Source organism: Methylophilus sp. 14, from assembly GCF_015354345.1.
In the GTDB taxonomy this organism is placed as follows: domain Bacteria; phylum Pseudomonadota; class Gammaproteobacteria; order Burkholderiales; family Methylophilaceae; genus Methylophilus.
Window position 1 is genome coordinate 1 of record NZ_JADKYS010000010.1, and the last position, 21,441, is coordinate 21,441.

The 21,441-nt window shown below is 50.1% G+C and carries 11 protein-coding genes; 4 read left to right on the forward strand and 7 right to left on the reverse strand.

Annotated features, from left to right (window positions below):
- The 7 genes from INP78_RS14200 to INP78_RS14230 all read right to left on the reverse strand — a co-directional run.
- Positions 1-4,970, reverse strand: a 4,970-nt coding sequence (locus tag INP78_RS14200) for a retention module-containing protein (protein ID WP_194742859.1), incomplete at its 3' end; no start/stop codon positions are given.
- Between the two features lie 208 nt (positions 4,971-5,178).
- A complete protein-coding gene (locus INP78_RS14205) occupies positions 5,179-6,984 on the reverse strand; it encodes a TolC family outer membrane protein (protein ID WP_194742860.1) in 1,806 nt (601 codons plus the stop codon).
- A 38-nt stretch (positions 6,985-7,022) separates the two neighbouring features.
- Positions 7,023-7,625: a response regulator transcription factor gene (locus tag INP78_RS14210; protein ID WP_228522924.1), complete on the reverse strand. Its 603-nt coding sequence runs from the start codon at positions 7,623-7,625 to the stop codon at positions 7,023-7,025.
- 5 nt (positions 7,626-7,630) lie between these two features.
- Complete coding sequence (locus tag INP78_RS14215) at positions 7,631-9,043, reverse strand: HlyD family type I secretion periplasmic adaptor subunit (protein WP_194742861.1); 1,413 nt, start codon at positions 9,041-9,043, stop codon at positions 7,631-7,633.
- 4 nt (positions 9,044-9,047) lie between these two features.
- Positions 9,048-11,192 carry a type I secretion system permease/ATPase gene (locus INP78_RS14220; RefSeq protein WP_194742862.1) on the reverse strand — a complete coding sequence of 715 codons (2,145 nt, stop codon included), beginning with the start codon at positions 11,190-11,192 and terminating at the stop codon, positions 9,048-9,050.
- 137 nt (positions 11,193-11,329) lie between these two features.
- Positions 11,330-13,258: an EAL domain-containing protein gene (locus INP78_RS14225; protein ID WP_194742863.1), complete on the reverse strand. Its 1,929-nt coding sequence runs from the start codon at positions 13,256-13,258 to the stop codon at positions 11,330-11,332.
- Positions 13,259-13,376: 118 nt separating this feature from the next.
- The gene (locus tag INP78_RS14230; protein ID WP_194742864.1) at positions 13,377-14,051 is read right to left on the reverse strand and encodes a transglutaminase-like cysteine peptidase; all 675 of its coding nucleotides are present in this window, start codon (positions 14,049-14,051) and stop codon (positions 13,377-13,379) included.
- A 190-nt stretch (positions 14,052-14,241) separates the two neighbouring features.
- On the opposite strand from INP78_RS14230, the gene purB reads away from it, so the two are divergent.
- From purB to wrbA, 4 genes are all read left to right on the forward strand, one after another.
- Complete coding sequence (gene purB / locus INP78_RS14235; protein WP_194742865.1) at positions 14,242-15,615, forward strand: adenylosuccinate lyase; 1,374 nt, start codon at positions 14,242-14,244, stop codon at positions 15,613-15,615.
- A gap of 137 nt (positions 15,616-15,752) precedes the next feature.
- Positions 15,753-17,525 (forward strand): autotransporter assembly complex family protein, encoded by a 1,773-nt coding sequence (locus tag INP78_RS14240; RefSeq protein ID WP_228522925.1) that lies wholly within the window; start codon positions 15,753-15,755, stop codon positions 17,523-17,525.
- The gene (locus INP78_RS14245) at positions 17,525-20,815 is read left to right on the forward strand and encodes a translocation/assembly module TamB domain-containing protein (protein WP_194742866.1); all 3,291 of its coding nucleotides are present in this window, start codon (positions 17,525-17,527) and stop codon (positions 20,813-20,815) included. The genes INP78_RS14240 and INP78_RS14245 overlap by 1 nt, the downstream gene beginning before the upstream one ends.
- 20 nt (positions 20,816-20,835) lie before the next feature.
- Positions 20,836-21,426, forward strand: a complete 591-nt coding sequence (gene wrbA, locus INP78_RS14250; RefSeq protein ID WP_194742867.1) for an NAD(P)H:quinone oxidoreductase — start codon at positions 20,836-20,838, stop codon at positions 21,424-21,426.
- Positions 21,427-21,441: the final 15 nt, after the last annotated feature.

Consider the following 21,441-nt stretch of genomic DNA (forward strand, 5'->3'; position numbering starts at 1 on the left):
GGCGTCAGGTCCAGGCTGTAAGTCAACTGGGTAGACTGGCTTGCTGTGTTACCAGCGTTGTCAGTCACTGTCACCTTCGCATCGATAGTCTTGTCTGGGTCAGCAGCCAGTTCGTTACCAGCCACATTGACGCTGAAGCCAAGTTTGCCGTCAGGGCGAGTAATAGCAGTTGTGTTGTAATCTTTGCCATTGATAGTAACAACGACTGGATCACCTGCTTTAGCATCACCGCCAACGGTACCAGTCACCGCAATAGTTGTGGTTGCTTTGGCTTCTTCGATATTAATAATACCGTCGCCAGCGAAGTTGGCATCCAGAGCAATGGTTGCAAACAGGTTTGGATTCACTGCCAGTTTGTAGTCTTGTGTATCCGTCGCTGTTGCGCTGTTACCTGCAGCATTAGTTGTCGTCACGCTTGCAAAGATCGTGCTGTCAGAGTCAGCTGCCAGGTCTGCACCCGGCACATTAATTGAGAACTTACCGCCAGTTTGCACTGTGCCGGTGAACTCTTTGTTGTTAATGGTCAAAGTAACAACATCACCTACTTTAAATTGACCACTGACTGTACCAGTCACTGGAATCGCTGCAGCAGTTGACTCAGCGACGTTCACAATGCCGTCGCCTGCAACGTTCGCATCCAGGCTGATCGCCAGTGCTGGTGGCAACAGGTTGACGGTATAGGTTTGAGTATCTGTCGCTGTCGCACTGTTACCTGCCGCGTTTGTTGTCGTGACGCTCGCAAATACAGTTGCGTCAGGATCTGCTGCCAAATCTGCACCAGGCACATTGATCGAGAAAGTACCATCTGTCGCAACTGCGCCAGTGAAATCTTTACCGTTAATCGTCACCGTCACAATGTCGCCAGTTTTAAACTGGCCACTCACCGTACCAGTCACTGGAATTGCTGCCGCAGTAGACTCAGCCACGTTCACAATGCCGTCGCCTGCCACGTTCGCGTCCAGGCTGATTGCAACGGCTGGTGGCAAGACATTCACAGTGTATGTTTGCGTATCGGTTGCTGTCGCACTGTTACCTGCCGCGTTTGTTGTCGTCACGCTCGCAAATACAGTTGCGTCAGGATCTGCTGCCAAATCTGCGCCAGGCACATTAATAGAGAAAGTACCATTTGCCGCAACTGCACCAGTAAAGTCTTTACCGTTAATGGTCACTGTCACAATGTCGCCAGTTTTAAACTGGCCACTCACGGTACCAGTCACTGGGATTGCTGCGGCCGTAGATTCAGCGGCGTTCACAATGCCATCACCTGCAACGTTCGCGTCCAGGCTGATGGCAACTGCTGGCGGTGCTGTGTTGACAGTATAAGTTTGGGTGTCAGTGGCTGTTGCGCTGTTACCTGCAGCGTTGGTGGTAGTGACGCTGGCGAATACGGTACTGTCTGCATCAGCAGCCAAATCGGCACCAGGCACATTAATGGAGAAGGTACCATCTGTCGCAACTGCGCCAGTAAAGTCTTTACCGTTAATCGTAATCGTCACAATGTCGCCAGTTTTAAACTGGCCACTCACGGTACCAGTCACAGGAATCGCAGCGGCTGTAGATTCAGCAGCGTTCACGATGCCGTCGCCTGCAACGTTCGCATCAAGGCTGATGGCAACTGCTGGCGGTGCTGTGTTGACAGTATAAGTTTGGGTGTCAGTGGCTGTTGCGCTGTTACCTGCAGCGTTTGTTGTCGTCACGCTCGCAAAAATTGTGGCATCAGCATCAGCTGCCAAATCAGCACCTGGCACATTGATAGAGAACTTGCCACCATCTAATACCGTACCAGTGAAGCTCTTGTCGTTGATCGTCAGAGTCACGGTATCACCAACCTTGAACTGACCACTCACTGTACCAGTTACTGCAATCGCAGCAGCTGTAGATTCAGCAGCGTTCACAATGCCATCACCGGCAACGTTTGCATCCAGGCTGATCGCCAGTGCTGGTGGCAACAGGTTTACTGTGTAAGTCTGTGTATCTGTTGCTGTCGCACTGTTACCTGCCGCGTTTGTCGTAGTCACGCTCGCAAATACTGTGCTGTCTGCATCAGCAGCCAAATCTGCACCAGGCACATTAATGGAGAAAGTACCGTCTGTCGCCACTGCGCCAGTAAAGTCTTTACCGTTAATCGTAATCGTCACAATGTCGCCAGTTTTGAACTGGCCGCTCACTGTACCAGTCACTGGAATCGCAGCGGCTGTAGATTCAGCCACATTCACAATGCCGTCACCTGCAACGTTTGCATCTAAGCTAATTGCCAATGCTGGTGGCAATACATTCACAGTGTATGTTTGTGTATCGGTTGCTGTCGCGCTATTACCTGCGGCGTTGGTCGTTGTCACGCTTGCAAAGATCGTGCTGTCTGAGTCAGCAGCCAAGTCGGCGCCAGGAACATCAATTGAGAACTTACCGCCAGCTTGTACTGTGCCAGTAAAATCCTTGTTGTTGATAGTTACGGTAACAACATCACCCACTTTAAACTGGCCACTCACGGTACCTGTTACTGGGATTGCTGCCGCAGTAGATTCAGCCACGTTCACAATGCCGTCGCCTGCCACGTTTGCATCCAGGCTGATCGCCAGTGCTGGCGGCAACAGATTGACTGTGTAAGTCTGGGTATCTGTTGCTGTCGTGGTATTACCTGCGATGTCTGATGTCGTAACACGCGCATCAATTGTTTGGTCAGCATCAGCCGCCAAATCAGCACCAGGAACATTAATTGAGAAGGTCCCTGCCGCAGTCACAGCACCTGTGAAGTCTTTACCGTTGACGGTCACCGTGACAATGTCACCCGTTTTAAATTGGCCGCTTACTGTACCAGTTACTGGGATCGCAGCCGCAGTAGATTCAGCCACATTCACAATGCCATCACCTGCAACGTTTGCGTCCAGGCTAATAAACAGCGCTGGTGGAACAGTATCAATCGTAAAGTTCAATGATGCGGACGGATCACTGGTGTTACCAGCTGGATCTGTCGCTGTTACCGTGATGCTATGACCACCATCAGCCAATGGTGTTGTTGGCGTAAATGTCCAGGTGCCATCAGGTTTAACAAGGGTTGTACCAAGCTTGGTGCCATTATCGTAAATAGTCACCGTATCGCCAGAATTGCCGCCCGTGCCACGAATTTCTGGTTTGTTATCATCAATCGAAGAGTTATTAACAATCACACCTTGGATTGTGCCTACATCATCATAACCTTCAAATGCTGGGATGTTAGGCGCTACTGTATCGACGGTAAAGTTCAACGGTGTCGATGGATCGCTGGTATTGCCAGCTGGGTCAGTCGCAGTCACAGTCACGCTGTGCAAGCCATCAACTAATGGTGTTGTTGGTGTAAATGTCCAAGTGCCATCAGGCTGAACAACAGTGGTACCAAGCTTGGTGCCATTGTCATAGATAGTAACTGTATCGCCAGGGTTACCATTGGAACCACGAATTTCAGGCTTGTTATCATCAATGGTTGAGTTGTTGGCGATTGGCCCCTGAGTTGGACCAACATCATCGATGCCTTCAAAAACAGGGGTATTTGGTGCAACGGTATCAATTGTGAAGCTCAACGGTGCTGATGGATCGCTGGTATTACCAGCTGGATCAGTTGCAGTCACAGTAATGCTGTGTAAACCGTCAACCAACGGCGTTGTTGGGGTAAATGTCCATTTACCATCAGGCTGAACAACAGTGGTACCAAGCTTGGTGCCATTGTCATAGATAGTAACTGTATCGCCAGGGTTACCATTAGAACCACGAATCTCAGGCTTGTTATCATCAATAGTTGAGTTGTTGGCGATTGGCCCCTGAGTTGGACCAACATCATCGATGCCTTCAAAGGCTGGGATATTTGGTGCAGTGGTATCAATCGTAAACTCTAACGCAGGAGACTTCGGACTTTCATTACCAGCAATGTCTGTAGCAGTTACTTGAATACTGTGTTTAGATCCATCTGCCATAGGAGTGGCTGGTGTAAATGTCCAAGTGCCATCAGCTTTAACAATAGCAGTACCCAATTTGGTGCCATTGTCATAGATTGTAATCGTTTCTCCTGGATTACCATTAGAACCACGAATCTCCGGTTTCGTGTCATCAATAGTTGATTTATTAACTATCACACCTTGCACAGTGCCAACATCGTCAAAACCCTCAAAGGCAGGCGTGTTAGGTGCAACCGTATCAATAATCGCGGAGTCTGAACTTGATGGCGAGGTTTGACCAGACTGATTTGTAATGCTCGCTGTGACAGTCAAAGTATCACCAGATGGCGGAACAGGAACAGCAATAATAACGGAACCCGTAGCAATGTCTGCAGCAGTCAAAACAACATTAATCGTGCCGCTATTATGAACAAGATTAACGACATCTCCTGGCTCAAGACCTGCAGGCAAAGTGACTCTTGCATCTGTTGTAGACAGGCCTTTCAATTCACTGGCGTTTAAATAACCGTCGTTACCAATATCATCGATCAACTCTACACCAGGCGCGCCACTAGCAGGACTCAGATAAACATAGTTAGGCGCGATGCTGCCACCTGTCGCTGCACCACCTGCACCTGTACCACCATCATAGTTGGCACCACCAGCATTGTCAGTCTGAATACGATCAAGGTTAACAAAGCTCGCATTACCATCACTACCGGCCTCACCTGCTGCAGGGCTATCCAGCACCTCGGTGATATCACGCCCTTCATTTAACGCAGTCAGTACTGCGTCAAACACTGTTTGGTTAACAGCATTCTCAGTGACGTCAGAAACGTCCACCTGAGCCAAGTTATCAGTAATCTTCACTGTTTGCGCTTCGGCAAAATTCACAGTCTCACCATTCGCCAGTTTTACGGCAACTGCAGCACCTGAAGCGGTAATGACCTTATCACCCGCATGCAACACTTCACCGACTTTCAGCATGTGGCGATTGCCACTCGCATCTACAACGATAGCCATCCCTTGAATATTTGTGACAGTTCCGATTACTGTAGCCATTTTTTATCCTCATTTAAGATTGAGACAATTCTGATAGTGTCGTATTAAACGCGAATACAAAACAGAAATCTATTGTACTAAAGTACAATGCCTGAACCAGATATAGAGGCCGCCATGCTTGCCAAGCGGCGCTGGCAGATATAAAAAAAGCGGTGCCAATTTGGCACCGCTTTTTTACGCCCCCGACATGCGGGAGGTAAGCGCTATATTACTGAGCAACAGACTGGAAGCGAATGACTTCAACACGGCGGTTGGCATCATTACCACTTACAGGGTCATTTTCAGCAATCGGCTGTGAGAAACCATAGCCTTTTACGACCAGACGCTGGGCATCCATGCCTTTTTTGACCAGGTAGTCAGCAACCGCTTTTGCACGCTTCTCTGACAAGACCAGGTTGTACTTCTCTTTTGAGGTATTACGCTTGTCGGTATGACCAGCGATTTCAACCTTGTCATTGCCCCACTCTTTAACAACGTCGTATACGATATCCAAATCTGCATATGACTCTGGCAAGATGATGGCGCTATTTGCCTGGAACAAGATACGCGGCGTGAATTTCATCGTCGCTTTTTCTTGTGTTTTTGGCTTGAAGGCTTCGCCTTCCCAAGGTTTAGCGTTAGCTAACAATGCAGCTTTGTCAGGCACTACTTGTGTAGGCGCAACGGCTTTACATACATTCTCGCGATCCATGTACTCTTCACGTGGATACTCACCCACGTCAGCACGCGTCACACCCAGCTTGCTCAGCAACAAACCCTGACCAGCGTATGTTCTTGCGTAAGAAGTGCTAAGATCCATTTCAGCATTGGTAAAATTACGACGGGACTGGAAGTATTCGTTTTCAGTATCCAGTAAGTCGAGCAAAGTACGTTGGCCAATATCATATTGTTTACGATAGGCTAAACGCGCATTTTCGATAGAATCCTGATGTTGCTTGCGATAAGCAACTTGCTCAGTTAATTGCTTGATGTTGTTGTAAGCAATCGCCACCAGCTGACGCGTATCGATACACGCTTTGTCACGCAAGTCATGTGAGCGATTTAAGGTTTCTACCGCAGAATCCAGGTTTGATTTATCAGTGAAACCATTAAAGATGTTCCAGCTTGCTGTAACCTCTAAAGTATCTGCAGCCAATGTGCTGTTTTTGCTCGCATCATTCACATCGATTATTTTGCGGCCTTGCAAATCCAGTCTCGGCATAAATGGCGCTTTTTTTCCAGAAACAGATTTTTCAACCGCGATAATATTCTCAATAGCCGCCAGGATATTTGGGTTTTGCTTGTAAGCGGTATCCAATACCTGATCTGCGCTACCAGCCAAACCATCACCTGTCAGCATCACTTCATTGACATTATCAGGCGGCAACTCACCTACCAGACGTTGAAAACGGGCAGACACATCATATAAGTTAGTGGTTTCTGTCAGCAGGTTGGCTTCAGCTAAAGCCAAACGACCAGTCGCCTGCTCCAAGTCAACCTTTTTGCCTACGCCTGCATCCACGCGAGATTTGATCTTGTCAAAAACCTGCTTGTGCACGACAAAGTTGTCTTGTGCATAAGACACCAGACGGCGATAGCGCAGCAAATCAAAATACGCAGTTGCCGTATCCAGTGCAACACCTTGCATTTGGCCTTGCAATTCATAGAAGCGTGATTTCGCAACATGATCAAGACGGCCAACTTCGGAAGGCGTCGCCAAACCATCAAAAATCATTTGACGCAAAGTCAAGGTGGATTGCTGGTTGGGTGTATAAGTGTTGTTGACGTTTGGCGTCAAACGCTCTTGATTACGGAACGTTTGATCAACTGTCAAGTTTGGCAGGTATCGGCCTTTGGCAGCAGACTCATCAAACTCTGCAGCTTTATAAGCATGGAAGCTGGCTTGAACCTCCGGGTTTTCGGAGACAGCCTTTTCGATAATTTTCTCTAGCGTCTCAGGACTGGCAGCCCAACTGATAGACGAGAAAGAAAATACACCCATTAATAGTGCCGAGGCGATTTTTTTTAGTTTCATGTGCAGACTCTTAACAAGTTATAAAGATTCATCCAGAATCAGTATAACCACTGAAGTGCCAGATGCAAACGATCCCGCACCTTTAAGGTATCAAACACAGAGGTCAAATGTGCTTTGACGGTGCGCTCAGAAATAGAAAGTGTGCGGGCAATCTCTTTATTGCTATTGCCTTTGGCTGCCTCTAATGCAACCTCGCGCTCGCGCTTGGTCAAGCCATCTAAAATTTCTTCAGTAGCATCCGACTGCGGATTCACGCGTGTTGTCAGCGTAATCAAATGTTTGAGTACGTCGCGCCCTAACCAGACACCGCCTTGTGAAACCACGCTATACACCTCTTGCAACACATGCTGGTGTGCATAAGCATGCAAATAGCCCACAGCCCCCACTTCAAGCGCCTGCATCGCTTCTGCTTGATCTGGGTTATTAGATAACACAATCACCTTGGCCGACGGCAAGAGCGTTAATATCTGCTGCACATGTTTGCGCCACTGATTACCCTGCTCAATTTGTGCATGTACCCAGATAATGGAAGCACCGGCGACATCTGCCGACACAACATCGGCAATCGTCGTTAATTGCGGGAAAGCCTTGAGCCAGGATTCTATGGACTGTTTTAAGGTAGTGATAAATATATGCTTCATAGTAATTAGCGCTCGGTTAGTGCGTAAGATTTAGCTTTTAACACTGGTTTTAATAAGTAGGACAGCACTGTTTTTTTACCGGTCAGAATATCGACCTGTGCCACCATGCCGGGAATAATCGGCAAGTGGTCGCCCAGATTATTCTTGTCTGTTCTTACCTTAACGACATAATATGCATTACCTTTATCGTCTATGGTGGAATCTGCTGCAATATCTTCTACCGCGCCATCCAAACTGCCATAAATCGTGTAGTCATAAGCCGTCAACTTAATCACCGCAGGCTGCTGCGGGCGGATAAACGCAATATCCTTGGTTTGCACTTTGGCTTCAATCACCAGCGCATCATCAGAAGGCACCACCTCCATGACTTCCTTGCCGGGCTGGATCACGCCACCTACGGTGTTGTAATACAGCTTGCTGACTTTACCGTTAACGGGGGACGTCAAGGTAGATTGCTTTACTTTATCTGACAGTGCGAGACTGGATTGCGTCAGGCTATTAATTTTGGCGGTGGTTTCGTTCAAGTCCGTACGAATTTTACTCAGGAACGACTGTTGTGCTTCCGACACTTTACGCCTAGCCTCAGAAATCGCTGCTGTCAAACGACCCATTTGTGCAGATGCCTGGTCAATATCCCCTTTCGCACGATTGGCATCACGTTCCAACCTTAAGATCTCGATCTCGGATACCGCGCCACTATTTAACAAAGGGCGATTGGCCGCCAGCTCTTTACTGGTGGAGTCATAAGTTTTAATCGCCACTTCTTTCTTAAACTGCACTTCAGACAGCTCGCGCTCGCGCTGTGACAACTGATCCCTGGCGATATTGATTTGTGAGTTGAGTTCATCCCTGGCGGCATTAAACAATTGCAATTCTTGTAAGTAAGTATCAGGCGTTTTTTGCTGTACTTCAGACGGCGGATTAAAACTGCCGCCATTGGCTAAGGCCTTCAGGCGCGCCTCTTTGGCCTTGAGGGATAAATACTGGCTTTCATTCTCTTTTAATGAAGAAATAGCCCGTGTTTCGTCAATCTTAATTAACGGTTGACCTCGTTTTACGGTATCCCCCAACTGCACCATGATATCGACCACGATACCGCCATCCAAAGACTGCACCACCTGTATCTGGCGGGACGGAATCACACGCCCTTCGCCCCGAGTGACTTCATCCACCTTGGCGACACTTGCCCAGACGAGTAGCACCAGCAAAATCGCCAAAATACCGTACATAATCAACTTGGCATGCAACATGGTGTCTTCTATCATCACATCATGCGCTTGCTCGGACCAGGTGCGTGATTCAGCGGTCTCGGTTTTGATGACCTTGTCTACCAGAGCATGCACTGGCTTGCCGAGGCGCACCCAGATACTGTCCGGCTTGGTGACTTCACCTAATTGATCGAATATTTTTTTTGCCATATTGTTATCTCGCCTTACCTACTTTACCGGCGCGCAGCGCAGCAGTGACGTCCTCTTTATTACCATCTGCAACCACCTGACCGCCATCAATCACAATCAGGCGTTCTGCCAGTTCCAGCATCGCGTTACGGTGACTGATCACAATCATAGTTTTATCAACTGCGGCTTGGGCGATGTTACGTTTAACGGTTTCCTCACCGGAGTGATCCATAGCACTGGTCGGTTCATCCAGCAATACAATTTGTGGCTGCGTCACAAACGCCCGCGCAATGCCCACGCCCTGGCGCTGGCCGCCAGACAAAGTATCTCCGCGCTCGCCCACTTCGAGGTCAAAGCCTTTGGGGTGCGCATTCACAAACTCTGCAATACCGCCCACTTGCGCCGCCTGTAACACGGAGTGATCATCGGCATGCGGATGACGCAAGGTAATATTTTCACGCAATGAGCCATAAAACAAATGGTTATCCTGCTGGACATAACCAATACTGCGGCGCAACTCAGCCGGATCAATCTGCCGCGCATCAATGCCATCAATCAGGATCGCGCCTTCGGTTGGTTGATACAGGCCAAGAATCAGTTTATTAATGGTTGTTTTACCCGAGCCCATACGGCCAATCAGGCCAACGTGCTCACCAGGGCGAATCCTGAAAGAGACTCGGTTCAAAGCCAACTCATCCGAGCCAGGATACTTAAAAGAAACATTTTTAAATTCGATCTCACCCTTGAATGCCGGGCGAGACAGAAAATTAACGCCTTTATTACGCTCTACCGGTTTACCCATCACTTCATCTAACGATTTCAGAGAAGTCGCTGCGGTGTGATATTGCGTAAACAGACCGGCGATTTGCGAAATAGGTGCCAGGCCACGGCTGGTTAATTGCGAGCAGGCAATCAATCCCCCCATGGTTAAATCCCCATTCGAGATTAAATACACACCTAAAATCACAATCGCAACACTAATAATTTGCTGCAAGGCATAGGTACCATTGGTAATAGAAGAAGACAGTAGTTTGAGCTTGCTGCCAACTTCAGACAAAAACAGTGCACTTTTCTCCCATTTGCCCTGCATCTGGCCTTCGACGCCCATGGACTTCACCGTTTCCAGGCCTACCAGACTTTCAATCAGCGTGGCATTGCGCTGGGCGCTGGCGCGGTACATGGTTTCTGACAGATCATGCATTTTGGTCTGTACGCTGAGCGAGTAAATCAACACAATCGCGCCACCAATCAATGCTGGCAACACCATATAAGGGTTAATCCAGGCAATGACAATCAGGAAAATAATGCCGAATGGCAAGTCAATGAGCGTCACGACCGTGGCCGAGGTAATAAAATCACGCACGCTTTCAAACGATCGCAGATTGGAAGCAAAAGAGCCGACAGAGTTAGGCTTGGCTTCATAACGGGTGCCAAGCACTTTTTCCATGATTTGCGCACTGAGTTTCACATCAATACGTGCGCTGGCCCAGTCCAGGAAATAGGCTCGCATGGAGCGCAACAATAAATCGCCCAGCACAATCAGCGCCACACCTATGCCTAATACCCACAATGTTTCTACCGCCTTGTTTGGCACCACACGGTCATACACGTTCATGGTAAACAGCGGCATGGCCAAGGCAAAAATATTGATCAGCAAGGCTGCAACCATCACATCACGGTAAATGCCCTTGTTTTCGGCCAAGGTTCCCCAAAACCAGTGCCTGACTTTGACGCGCCCCACTTCTGGGGTACGTGCATCAAACATAAAGTTCTGTTTGGTGATCAAGGCATAGCCAGTATATTGCGCCACCAGATCAGCCAGACTCATGGTCACGGCATCTGGCGACAAATCTGGGAATACCACCTGGGCAAAATGCTGGCTGTCATCTAGTTTGATCAGTTGGCAGGCGCGGTGATTATTCAGCAGCAAAGTCACATCTGCCTGAGGTTGCAGCAATGTTGCAACCGCCCCCTGCTTCACCGTCACTTCCAGCCGCAAACGTTCAGCTGAGCGTTTAAACAATTCAGGATTAAGCTTGCCCCCTTCCAGCGGTAAGCCAGAAGTTAAAGCATCGCGGGTTGTTGCCAGTCGATTATGGCGACAGATATAAAGAAGACACTCGAGCAGAGCGTCTTTTGCGGTCTTATTAAAGTATGGCGTCGTTTCCATGGCAGATGACTTATTATTATCCTTATCCGAGCAAAATCAGGGACTGACTGTCCGATTATTTATTCTATGGCGTGCCAAGCACCATCAAAACGATGAGTATATGGCATAACACCCCGAAATTACAAAAATTGACATTTCTACAGCGCACCAAATTGTAAATTTTCTTGTACGAACGGCCCGGTTACCGCTTCAATACCGATCGCATTCAAGCTATCCAGCTCTTGCTGGTCTTGCACGCCTTCGGCAATCGGCACAATCCCCATGGTGCGTACCATCATGCACAAACCGCGCATGAGGGACTGTTGTTGCGGACGCAGGTGAATGTCACGGATCAGTGACGCATCAAACTTGATGTAATCCAGGCCCAGTTCATGCAAGTCACCCAATTGCGCCAGGCGAGTGGAAACATGCTCCAGGCCGACCATGCAACCCAGGGATTTCACCAGGTGCACAAACTCTTTAAATTTAACAAAATCACTGAATGCTGCTTCTTCCGCCACTTCAAAGCTCAACCGGGCTGGCGTTGCCACTGTCAGGATTAATGCTTGCAACTTATCTTTATACTCATCACTGCGCATGGCTGCCGCAGACACGTTCACACTGAGGCTGGCATTGTTCTTCGTCAGCATATCAACGGCATACTCCAACGCTAGGCCGTCCAGTGTTTTAATCATATCGAGCTGGCTGGCCCAATCAATAAACGCACCTGCAGCCAGCCATTGATCACCCTCATCAATATGCAAACGCAATGGACACTCATAGTGATACAGCTGCTGGTCGCGCTGCATCACCGGGTAGCAGGCCAGCTTGATCTGCTTCTGTTCAATCGCCTGCAAGAACTGCTCTTTCCATTGATTGAGGTAGTTTTTCCTTGAAGTGACGATGCTATTGGCATTCATCACCCGCATAGGAATCGCCGCCTGGTCTTCAGCCAGGTCGAGAATAAACTGCATCACACGATGAATATCGACAAAGTCATCGCCTTTTTTAGTTTTGGTATGTGTAACCACAAACTGGAACTGCAATAACTGCTGCGCCGCGTTCAGTTTTTCCAGCACCAGTTTGAGCTCGGTCGTGACGGCAAAATCATCCAGCGGCTGGCGGCTGAAAATACCGAACACACCGCCTGCCAGGCGACCACACACCACGTCCTGGTAATGCTCCATCTGCTGTTGCACGGCATCACCAACCTTTTTAATCAACTGGTTGGTCACGCTGTAGCCCATTTGCTTATCGATGTCAGGCAAATTACGCAGTTGCACCAAAATCAGCACACCTTCGACAAAGCCATCATTTTTGAGGGCAACCGAAGCCGTATTGGTGAAATGTGACTGATTCATCAAACCGGTCACTTCATCGTAGTTGATTTGCTGGTTAAAAGTATTCAGGCGCTCAGACTCTGCCGTCACCATGGATTTAACGCGGTCAGACAGCGTATTCATGGTGCGCACCAGTTTCTGGAACTCTTCTGTGGCAGGTTCTGCAATGGTGATGTACTTGCGCTCACCCAAGGCTTCGGCTTGTGCAATCACGTCATCCAATGGTTTCAGGATACGCTTCAGCCAGAAGCCGGACACGACATAACTGAGCAAGGCGACAATTAATGTCCACAACACGGCGTGGCGCGAAGTCTCCCACAACTGGTCATAAGCCAGCGATGGCTCGCTTTCAAGCACCAGTGTGCCATATTGCTGCCAGCCAGACTGGATGCTGGCTACGCCGGGCTGGATGCTGACAGAGAATACCGACTGAAACCAAGCCGGTGCCACAGAATGCGGGTTGCGGTTCACCCGCTCTATCATGAGCTTGTTATCAGGAGAAATAATGGCAATACGGCGATAATGCCCCATATCAAACTGGGCGCTGATAATCAGCTCAACCGTCACGTTGTCTTTCTGGATATTCGAAAGCGTGATGGCCAGCCCATTGGCGTTGTCGTTATTTTTCTTCTGTAGCTGTTCCGCCATGTAACGATGATCGTCATAAACGCTGAGGAACAAGCATCCCGCCGCCACCATTAAAATAATGACAGAAATCGCAATTCTGATCTGTTTTACTAAAGACATCTGAAAGCCCTCTTACTTTCCTGGGGGAGATTCGGCCATAACCCGCCGAGCGTGTAGGCTTCGCGCACTAGCCTAGCATTCTGCCTCCATAATAACCACATTTCTAACAGGTTTTTAATCATTCCACTCCATCCTGTCGCATACGCGTCAATACATCTCGCCATTTAGAGATGTTGGAAGGTGAGCCAGCACGCATATTCGGGTTATTGGCAACGAATAACCCTTTATCATTAAAACTGAACACTGGCGCCAAATCGCCACGCCGGGAGGCCGGCAGCAATTCGAAATTCAAGTTATCAAGCACCAGTGGATCACTATTCGGTGTTGCATAATAGGTTAAGACCATATGCGGCCTAATGGCTCCGCTGGGCATGCGCGCCCGGACATAGGTCAGGCGTAACTTGTCCTGTGACACACCCAGCTTCTTCAGCAGGGTATATTTGGCAATACTAAAGTCCTCACAGTCGCCCGCCCCTTTACCAAAGGTTTCCAGCGGACTGGCCCAGTAATCTTCGATGCCCCACAGCGTAATGTCATCCACAAACAATACATGCTGGTTGGTAAAATCGTTGACCATGCTCACCTTGGTCATTTCACTGGCACCCGCAATCTGCGCAAACAATTCATTCATGCGCATCACATTCTGGTAGGCTTCTTCGCCATAGCGCTGCCTGATTTTTTCCAGCATCGCCAGCACATAGTCATCCGCCAGCGTCTGCGTCCATAGCAGACTCAGCGCCAGGCATAAGCCTGTCAGCAGTCGAGCAATCAATGGCGATACGTGGCGTCTCATGTGAAATTCATTCCCAGTGAGCGATTATGTCACGGCTCAATCAAGCACAATTTACCAAACAAAGCGGTTTTAATCGACAAATTCAGCACGCGTTTACATGGCTGCTATGAATGGCAAAACACATTCAACAAAGACAAGCGTGGCTGGATTGGGTAAAATATCGGCTTTTGAATCGATAAGTTTTTTACCCATGACGTCTCTCACCACGCTCAACGCCCTGTCTCCACTGGATGGCCGTTACCAGTCCAAACTCGATCCTTTACGCCCTTTTTTTAGTGAATATGCGTTGATCAAATACCGGGCACTGGTAGAAGTCGCATGGTTAAAAGCCCTGAGCGCAGCACCTGAGTTGGCTGAAATTGCACCGTTCAGCCCGGAAACCATTGCCGAACTGGATGCTGCCATCACGGCCTTTAGTGAAGCCGATGCCACACAGGTCAAGGCCATTGAGGCACGCACCAATCACGACGTCAAAGCACTCGAATACTGGCTGAAGGAAAAGTTTGACGGTAACCCTGAGATTAAAAAGGCCAGCGAGTTCATTCACTTTGCCTGTACCTCAGAAGACATTAACAACCTGTCACATGCCTTGATGCTGAAATCTGCACGTGATGCGGTGATGCAACCTAACCTGCAAGCAGTGATCGCCCGCCTGACCGAGCTGGCACATGCGCTGGCTGACCAGCCTATGCTGTCACGCACACATGGCCAGACTGCCAGCCCATCCACCATGGGCAAAGAACTGGCCAACGTGGTCTATCGCCTGCAACGCCAGTTCAAGCAACTGCAGGCCAATGAAGTGTTAGGCAAGATCAACGGTGCCGTCGGTAATTTTAACGCGCACTTGTCTGCCTATCCTGACTTTGACTGGGAAAGCTTTGCTAAAAACTTTGTCGAATCACTGGGCCTGACCTATAACCCAATGACCATCCAGATTGAGCCACACGATTATATGGCTGAAATGTATGACACCTTGTCACGCATCAACACCATCCTGATCGACCTGAACCGCGACATCTGGGGCTATATCTCTGTTGGCTACTTCAAACAAAAGGTCAAGGCTGGCGAAATTGGTTCTTCTACCATGCCGCACAAAGTTAACCCGATTGACTTTGAAAACTCTGAAGGCAACCTGGGCCTGGCCAACGCGGTATTGCGTCACCTGGCAGAAAAGCTACCCATCTCCCGTTGGCAGCGTGACCTGACTGACTCTACCGTATTGCGTAATATGGGCGTGGCATTTGGCTATACCTTGCTGGGTTACGACTCCTGCCTGCGCGGTCTGAACAAGCTGGAAATTAATCCTCAGCGTTTGCTCGAAGATTTGGACAATAGCTGGGAAGTATTGGCTGAACCTATCCAGACCGTGATGCGCCGTTATGGCATTGAAAACCCTTACGAGCAGTTAAAAGAACTGACACGTGGCAAAGGTGGCATCAATAAGCAATCGCTGCATGCGTTTATTGAAACCCTGCAAATCCCGGCCGAAGCCAAGCAAACACTGTTGGCACTGACGCCTGCAACTTATACCGGCAAGGCCAGTCAACTGGTGAAGCATATTTAAATAGTGTTGACTAAGTCGATTTGATCCGAGATTTTCTTGCTCATCATGTAAAACATCCCGCTTATGAACAGGCAGTAAACATCTTGTTTCGCTGCCTGTTCTGGGCAAACACCACGTGCAAGCAGTTAATGCACTTCATGCTGACTTTGCTGGCCCTGGTTTTGCTAGCACAGACAGCCACCGGGCATGCTCAAGACACGCCCTGGTTTGAGGTTAAACCTGGCAACAGCTACCAAACACGCTTTTCACTCGCCAACGATACGCCCCCAGAAGATACCTCAGCACTACGCGAGCTGCTGCAAAAACACCTGACCATCCACGAAGCCATGCAAAACCCGCGCATGAACGACAGTGAATGGCGCCGATTAGTACAAAAAACCCCGCAAGAAATTGCCGATTTACTGGCCACTGAGGGTTACTTTAAAACCAAAACCGCCACCGTCCAACCTAGCGTCAACCTGGCCGAATTTCATATCAGCCTGCCACCGCAAGCCAAAGTCAGCCAGGTCAACGTCGCCATTACAGGCGAAATCCAACAGCCCAGCCACCTGACAACCTTAGAAGCTGCGCAAAAAAGCTGGCCGCTGCCGGTAAACAGCACGTTTACCCAGCAAGCCTGGACTACCGCCAAACGCGAATTACTCGCCACCTTGCTGCGTGCAGAGTTTCCTAATGCCAAGATCACCACGTCGCAGGCCATGGTCAATCCGCAAACTCAAGAGGTGTTGATTACCCTTGCCATGGATTCCGGGCCCGCGGTGCGCATCGGCGAAGTCCACATCCATGGGCTACAGCACTACAAAGAGTCGCTGATACGCCCGCTCAATACCCTGAAAACGGGCGCGCCCTACCGTCAGGCAGATTTACTCACCTTACAAAACAGCTTTATGGCCACCGGCAAATTCCGCTCGGTGGATGTCGTCGCCAAAACCGAGACGCTCAATACCGACCACAGTGCTGACATAGACGTCACCGTGCACGAAATGGAGCAAAATACCGTGCGCGTCGGCGTCGGCGCCAGCACTAACACCGGCGCCCGTATCGTGTTTAACTACACCGACCGCAACCTGTTTGACCGCGGCCTGTTATGGGACAGCAGCTTGCGCTTAGAACAACGCCTGCAAGCCGTCACCTCCAACATCACTTTTCTCACCGATGACAAAGGCAACCGCGACAGCATACAAAACAGTGTGACCCGCACTGACCTTGAGGGCCAGATCACCACTGCCGTACAAAATGGGGTACGCCGCTACTGGGGTCAGCCCGGCATTTTCGAGCAATATATCGGGGCGAATCTGCTGTATGAATTCTTAACCGTAGATGGCGAATCGTCACAATTCAATAAGGCCGCCACACTGGCCTATGGTCTCAATATGCGCAAACTGGATCATCCGCTGGCACCGACCAAAGGCTGGATTTTAAACACCCAGTTTCAACTGGCACCGCTGGACAAACTGTCAGATGGCCGTTTTCTGCAATCACAAGCCAGGTTGCAGGGCTTTTATCCGCTGACACAATCCACGCAATGGCTTGGCCGCATTGAAGTCGGCACAGTCACTGGCGCCCGCAGTGTACCTGCAACCTATTTATTCCGTGCCGGTGGCGACCAGTCTGTACGTGGCTACGCCTTTCAGTCGCTCGGGGTGCAAGAAGCTGACGCGATTGTTGGTGGCCGCGTCTTACTCACCGGCAGCAGCGAAATCGTGCAATGGCTAACCTCTTCATGGGGCGCAGCCATGTTTGTGGATTTTGGTCATGCCGCCAACAGCTGGAAAGACTATGACCCGGCCTTCGGCTACGGCCTGGGCGTACGCTGGCGCAGCCCGATTGGCCCAGTCGGCGTCGATATCGCCTATGGCGAAGAAACCAAAGAATACCGTTTGCACTTTAACCTGGGCGTGAATTTCTGATGTCACTCGTAAACACATTCAAGCGCTTGCTCAAACTCATACTCAATGGTGTGCTGTGTTTATCGCTCATCATCACGCCACAAATGGTGTGGGCAGCCAATGTGCTGCTGATGACCAGTTTGAAAGAATTTGAAACTGACCTGGGTAACGCAACACTCAAAGTGGATGGCATAGACTCCAATATGCATCTGGCGGTCACCCCCAAAGGCGAACTCACCGTCTCGCAGTTTCGCGCCAAACAAATCACTTTACGCTTTAAACCAACTACTGAAGTCACGCCAACGCCTCAAACTACAAAAACACCGCTACCATCGCACATCAACATTCCCCTGCCGTTTCACTTGCTCTCCGGCCAGATTGACCGACTCACCATTATTCAGGGCACGAGCACTTCAGAGATCACACAGATTCAGTTTGACCTTGATGCCGACAACCAAGCCTTACAGTTTCGTATTGCACAAGCGCTGAGTCCGTGGGGCAAGGTCAGTACCCATTTTCAGATGCAAAATGCTGCGCCCTTCGCGCTCAATGGCTGGCTGGACGTGCAACAACCGCAAACAGAATTACCTTATCACCTGCGCACCGAACTACATGGTGATTTAACCCGGCTGGAGATTGCCGCCAACCATCACTACCAGCCACAAGCCAGACCTTTTGCGATAGTGCCAGCCAGCGGGCAGACCGAGGACCTGCTGCAAATCAGCGCCAGCATTGGCCTCGATGAAACACGCAACAGCCACTTGTTACTGCATCTGCAACAGTTGCAAGCCAAGCATATCCATCCGCAACTGGCTGGCAAGGTGGATTTAAAAATTGTCACCGATGGTAGCCTGACCGAACAAGGCCAGATGCTGGCAACCATAGACGCCGGAGATAGCCGCTTGCAGGGCCAGCCGCTGATTGTGCGTGGCAGTGCCAGCCTGCAAGGCACGCAACTGATGCATATGGATTTGCTGGCGCAACTGGATAAAAACAAACTGACCATACAAGCCGGTAAAAACACCTCTACTGCGGTGGTCACCACGTTGTCATGGCAAGCCGAGCTCGAGAATCTGGCGCAACTGATGCCAGGCTTTGCGGGCCAGGTAAAAGGCACTGGCACGGTGCAACAGTCGGCCAGTGGCTTTGCAACTACCTACCAACTCTCAGGCCAGAAATTGCAGTTACCACAAGGCTTAACGTTAGTCGGCTTTGAGGCACAGGGTCAGGCCACGGATCAGACACAGGGCTCACTCAAAAACCAGGTCAAGCTACGCAGTTTGTCACAGCAGAACGCACGCGGCATAGACAGCCCACCGATTGATGCCGAACTCAACTTGACGGGCACGCTGGCAAAACACCAGTTGGCACTCAAAGTACAGGATGCTGATCCGTTATTGCAGCGCAACCTATTACTAGCCCTGGAAGGCAGTTGGCAAGCAAACACCTGGCAAGCACAGCTCACGCAATTGCAAGATGCTAATGGCAAGGTCTTTCAATTGGCACAACCTGCCAGCCTGCAATGGCAAAACGAGCAAGGCTTCCAGCTGCAAAACCTGGTCGTCAATGCCCTCTCAGGCCAACTGCAACTCGATCAACTGCGCTACCGCCCGGCACGAACCGCTAACCCGGTCACACAACAGCCCGCCGAAAAAGTACAGTTCAGCACGCAAGGGGCACTCAAGGCATTTCCGCTACAAGCGCTGATGGCATGGCTGGTGCCCGAGCATTCAGAAGCCTTACCGGCAGACCATTTGCGTGTTTCGGCACAATGGAAGCTCGCCTTAGATGAACAACTCAACGGCACACTGCACCTTGAGCGTGCCTCGGGCGACTGGCAAACCTACAACAACAGCGAGGCGCGCTGGCAGGGGCTGGGCATCAATACACTTTTCACAGAAGTACAGGCGCAGAATAATCGCATCAGTGTGCAAAGCAGCATACGTGCAGACAGCGCAATAGACCTGCAATTCACTGGCAACACCGTCGTCACACCGACAGCAAATGGCATGGTCATTCAACGCTCAGCCCCACTTTCGGCACAACTCAAGGCGAATATCTCGCAACTGGGCTGGCTAGCCAAGCTGATGCCAGACATGCAGCCAGCCGGTCAACTCACCATAGATGCCCAGGCCAGTGGCATCATCGCTCAGCCGAAATTACAAGGCAGCCTGCAAGGCCAGGCGCTCGCCTTACAAGTCCCCTCGCAAGGCCTGTGGCTGGAACAAGGTAATCTGCATGCCACGCTGGCAGGCGACCAGGTGAATATTGACCAACTACACTTTGCTGGCAAAACTGGCGAACTCAATGGCAATGGCCAACTGGTGTTTAAAGAAGATCGCTGGCAATTGGATGCCGCCATGCAACTCAACAAACTGCAGGCCTTATCCCGCGTAGACCGCTGGGTACAACTGAGCGGCAATACCAACATCAGCATGACCAGTGAGCAAACCACGCTCAGCGGCAAGCTCAAGATACATAAAGGCCTGTTTGAACTGCCGAAAGCCGACAAGCCAAAACTGGACGAAGATGTCGTGATTGAATCACCACAAACCAGCCAGGCTGAACCGACGTCGAAACTGGTGTTTAACAACTTTGCACTCGACTTTGGCGACAAACCGCTGGTATTACCGTTCAAGGAATCCGAACAATTCATGTTGCGCGGCCAAGGCTTAAACGGTGCATTGAGTGGCAATATGCAGCTCAATGGCGCGCTGGATGAACTGACCGCCGCAGGCACACTGGAAATCACCGGCACGTATATCGCCTACGGCCAGTCACTCAATATCGAAACCGGTCGCCTGATATTCAGCGGCAAACTGCCTAACATCGGCCTTGATATGCTGGCGACCAGACAAGTGGAAAGCACCAAAGTCGGCATACAAATCAATGGCAGCCTGCAAACCCCGCAATTAAAATTGGTGTCTACCCCTGACACTAGCAACGAAAACAAAATCTCGCTGCTAGTACTGGGGCAACCCATGTCGCAAGTCGGCAGTAGCGATATGGCTTTATTATCAGTCGCCGCTGGCGCCTTGCTCTCTCAAGGCGATTCAGTCTCACTGCAAACCAAAATAGCACAAGCCGTCGGCCTCGACAGCATAGACGTACGCGGCAGCGGACCGACCAATTACGCCGTCAGCGTCGGCAAACGCATTAACCGCAACCTGGTGGTTGGCTATGAAAAAAGCATTGTCGGCCTGTTAAATGTTGGTAAACTCACCTATCAACTGACCAAACGCATCTCCATCGAAACCCGCACCGGCTCAGACAACGCGCTGGACGTGTTTTATGGATTTAGCTTTGACTAATCACGTATATTTTCTAAACAATGACAGACATTCTGATTCTCTATTACTCCCAAGGCGGCGCCGTCAAAGAGATGGCGCAACTGATCGCGCGTGGCGTGGAAAGTGTTGCCGGAGCCACAGCGCGTGTGCGCACAGTGCCCAAAGTTTCTGCAAACTGTGAAGCCACAGAGGCGGATATTCCAGTCTCTGGTGCGCCTTACGCGACCTTACAAGACCTCGAAGAGTGTGCCGGACTGGCCTTGGGTAGCCCGACCCGCTTTGGTAATATGGCGGCACCAATGAAATATTTTCTCGATGGCACCGCTGGTTTGTGGCTGAAAGGCGCACTTATCGGCAAGCCTGCTGCGGTGTTTACTTCGAGTGGCTCGCTGCATGGTGGCAATGAAATGACCTTGATGACCATGATGATCCCGCTCATGCATCACGGCATGCTGATGCTGGGTCTACCCTACTCTGAACCGCAACTGGGCACCACCAAAACAGGTGGCACACCTTATGGTGCCAGCCATATCGGTGGCGCCATGGATGACCAGCCTATTTCAGAGGATGAGAAAAAGTTGTGCATGGCACTAGGGAAACGCCTGGCCGAAACTGCACTCAAATTGCAATAACCGTTTTTCAGGAAA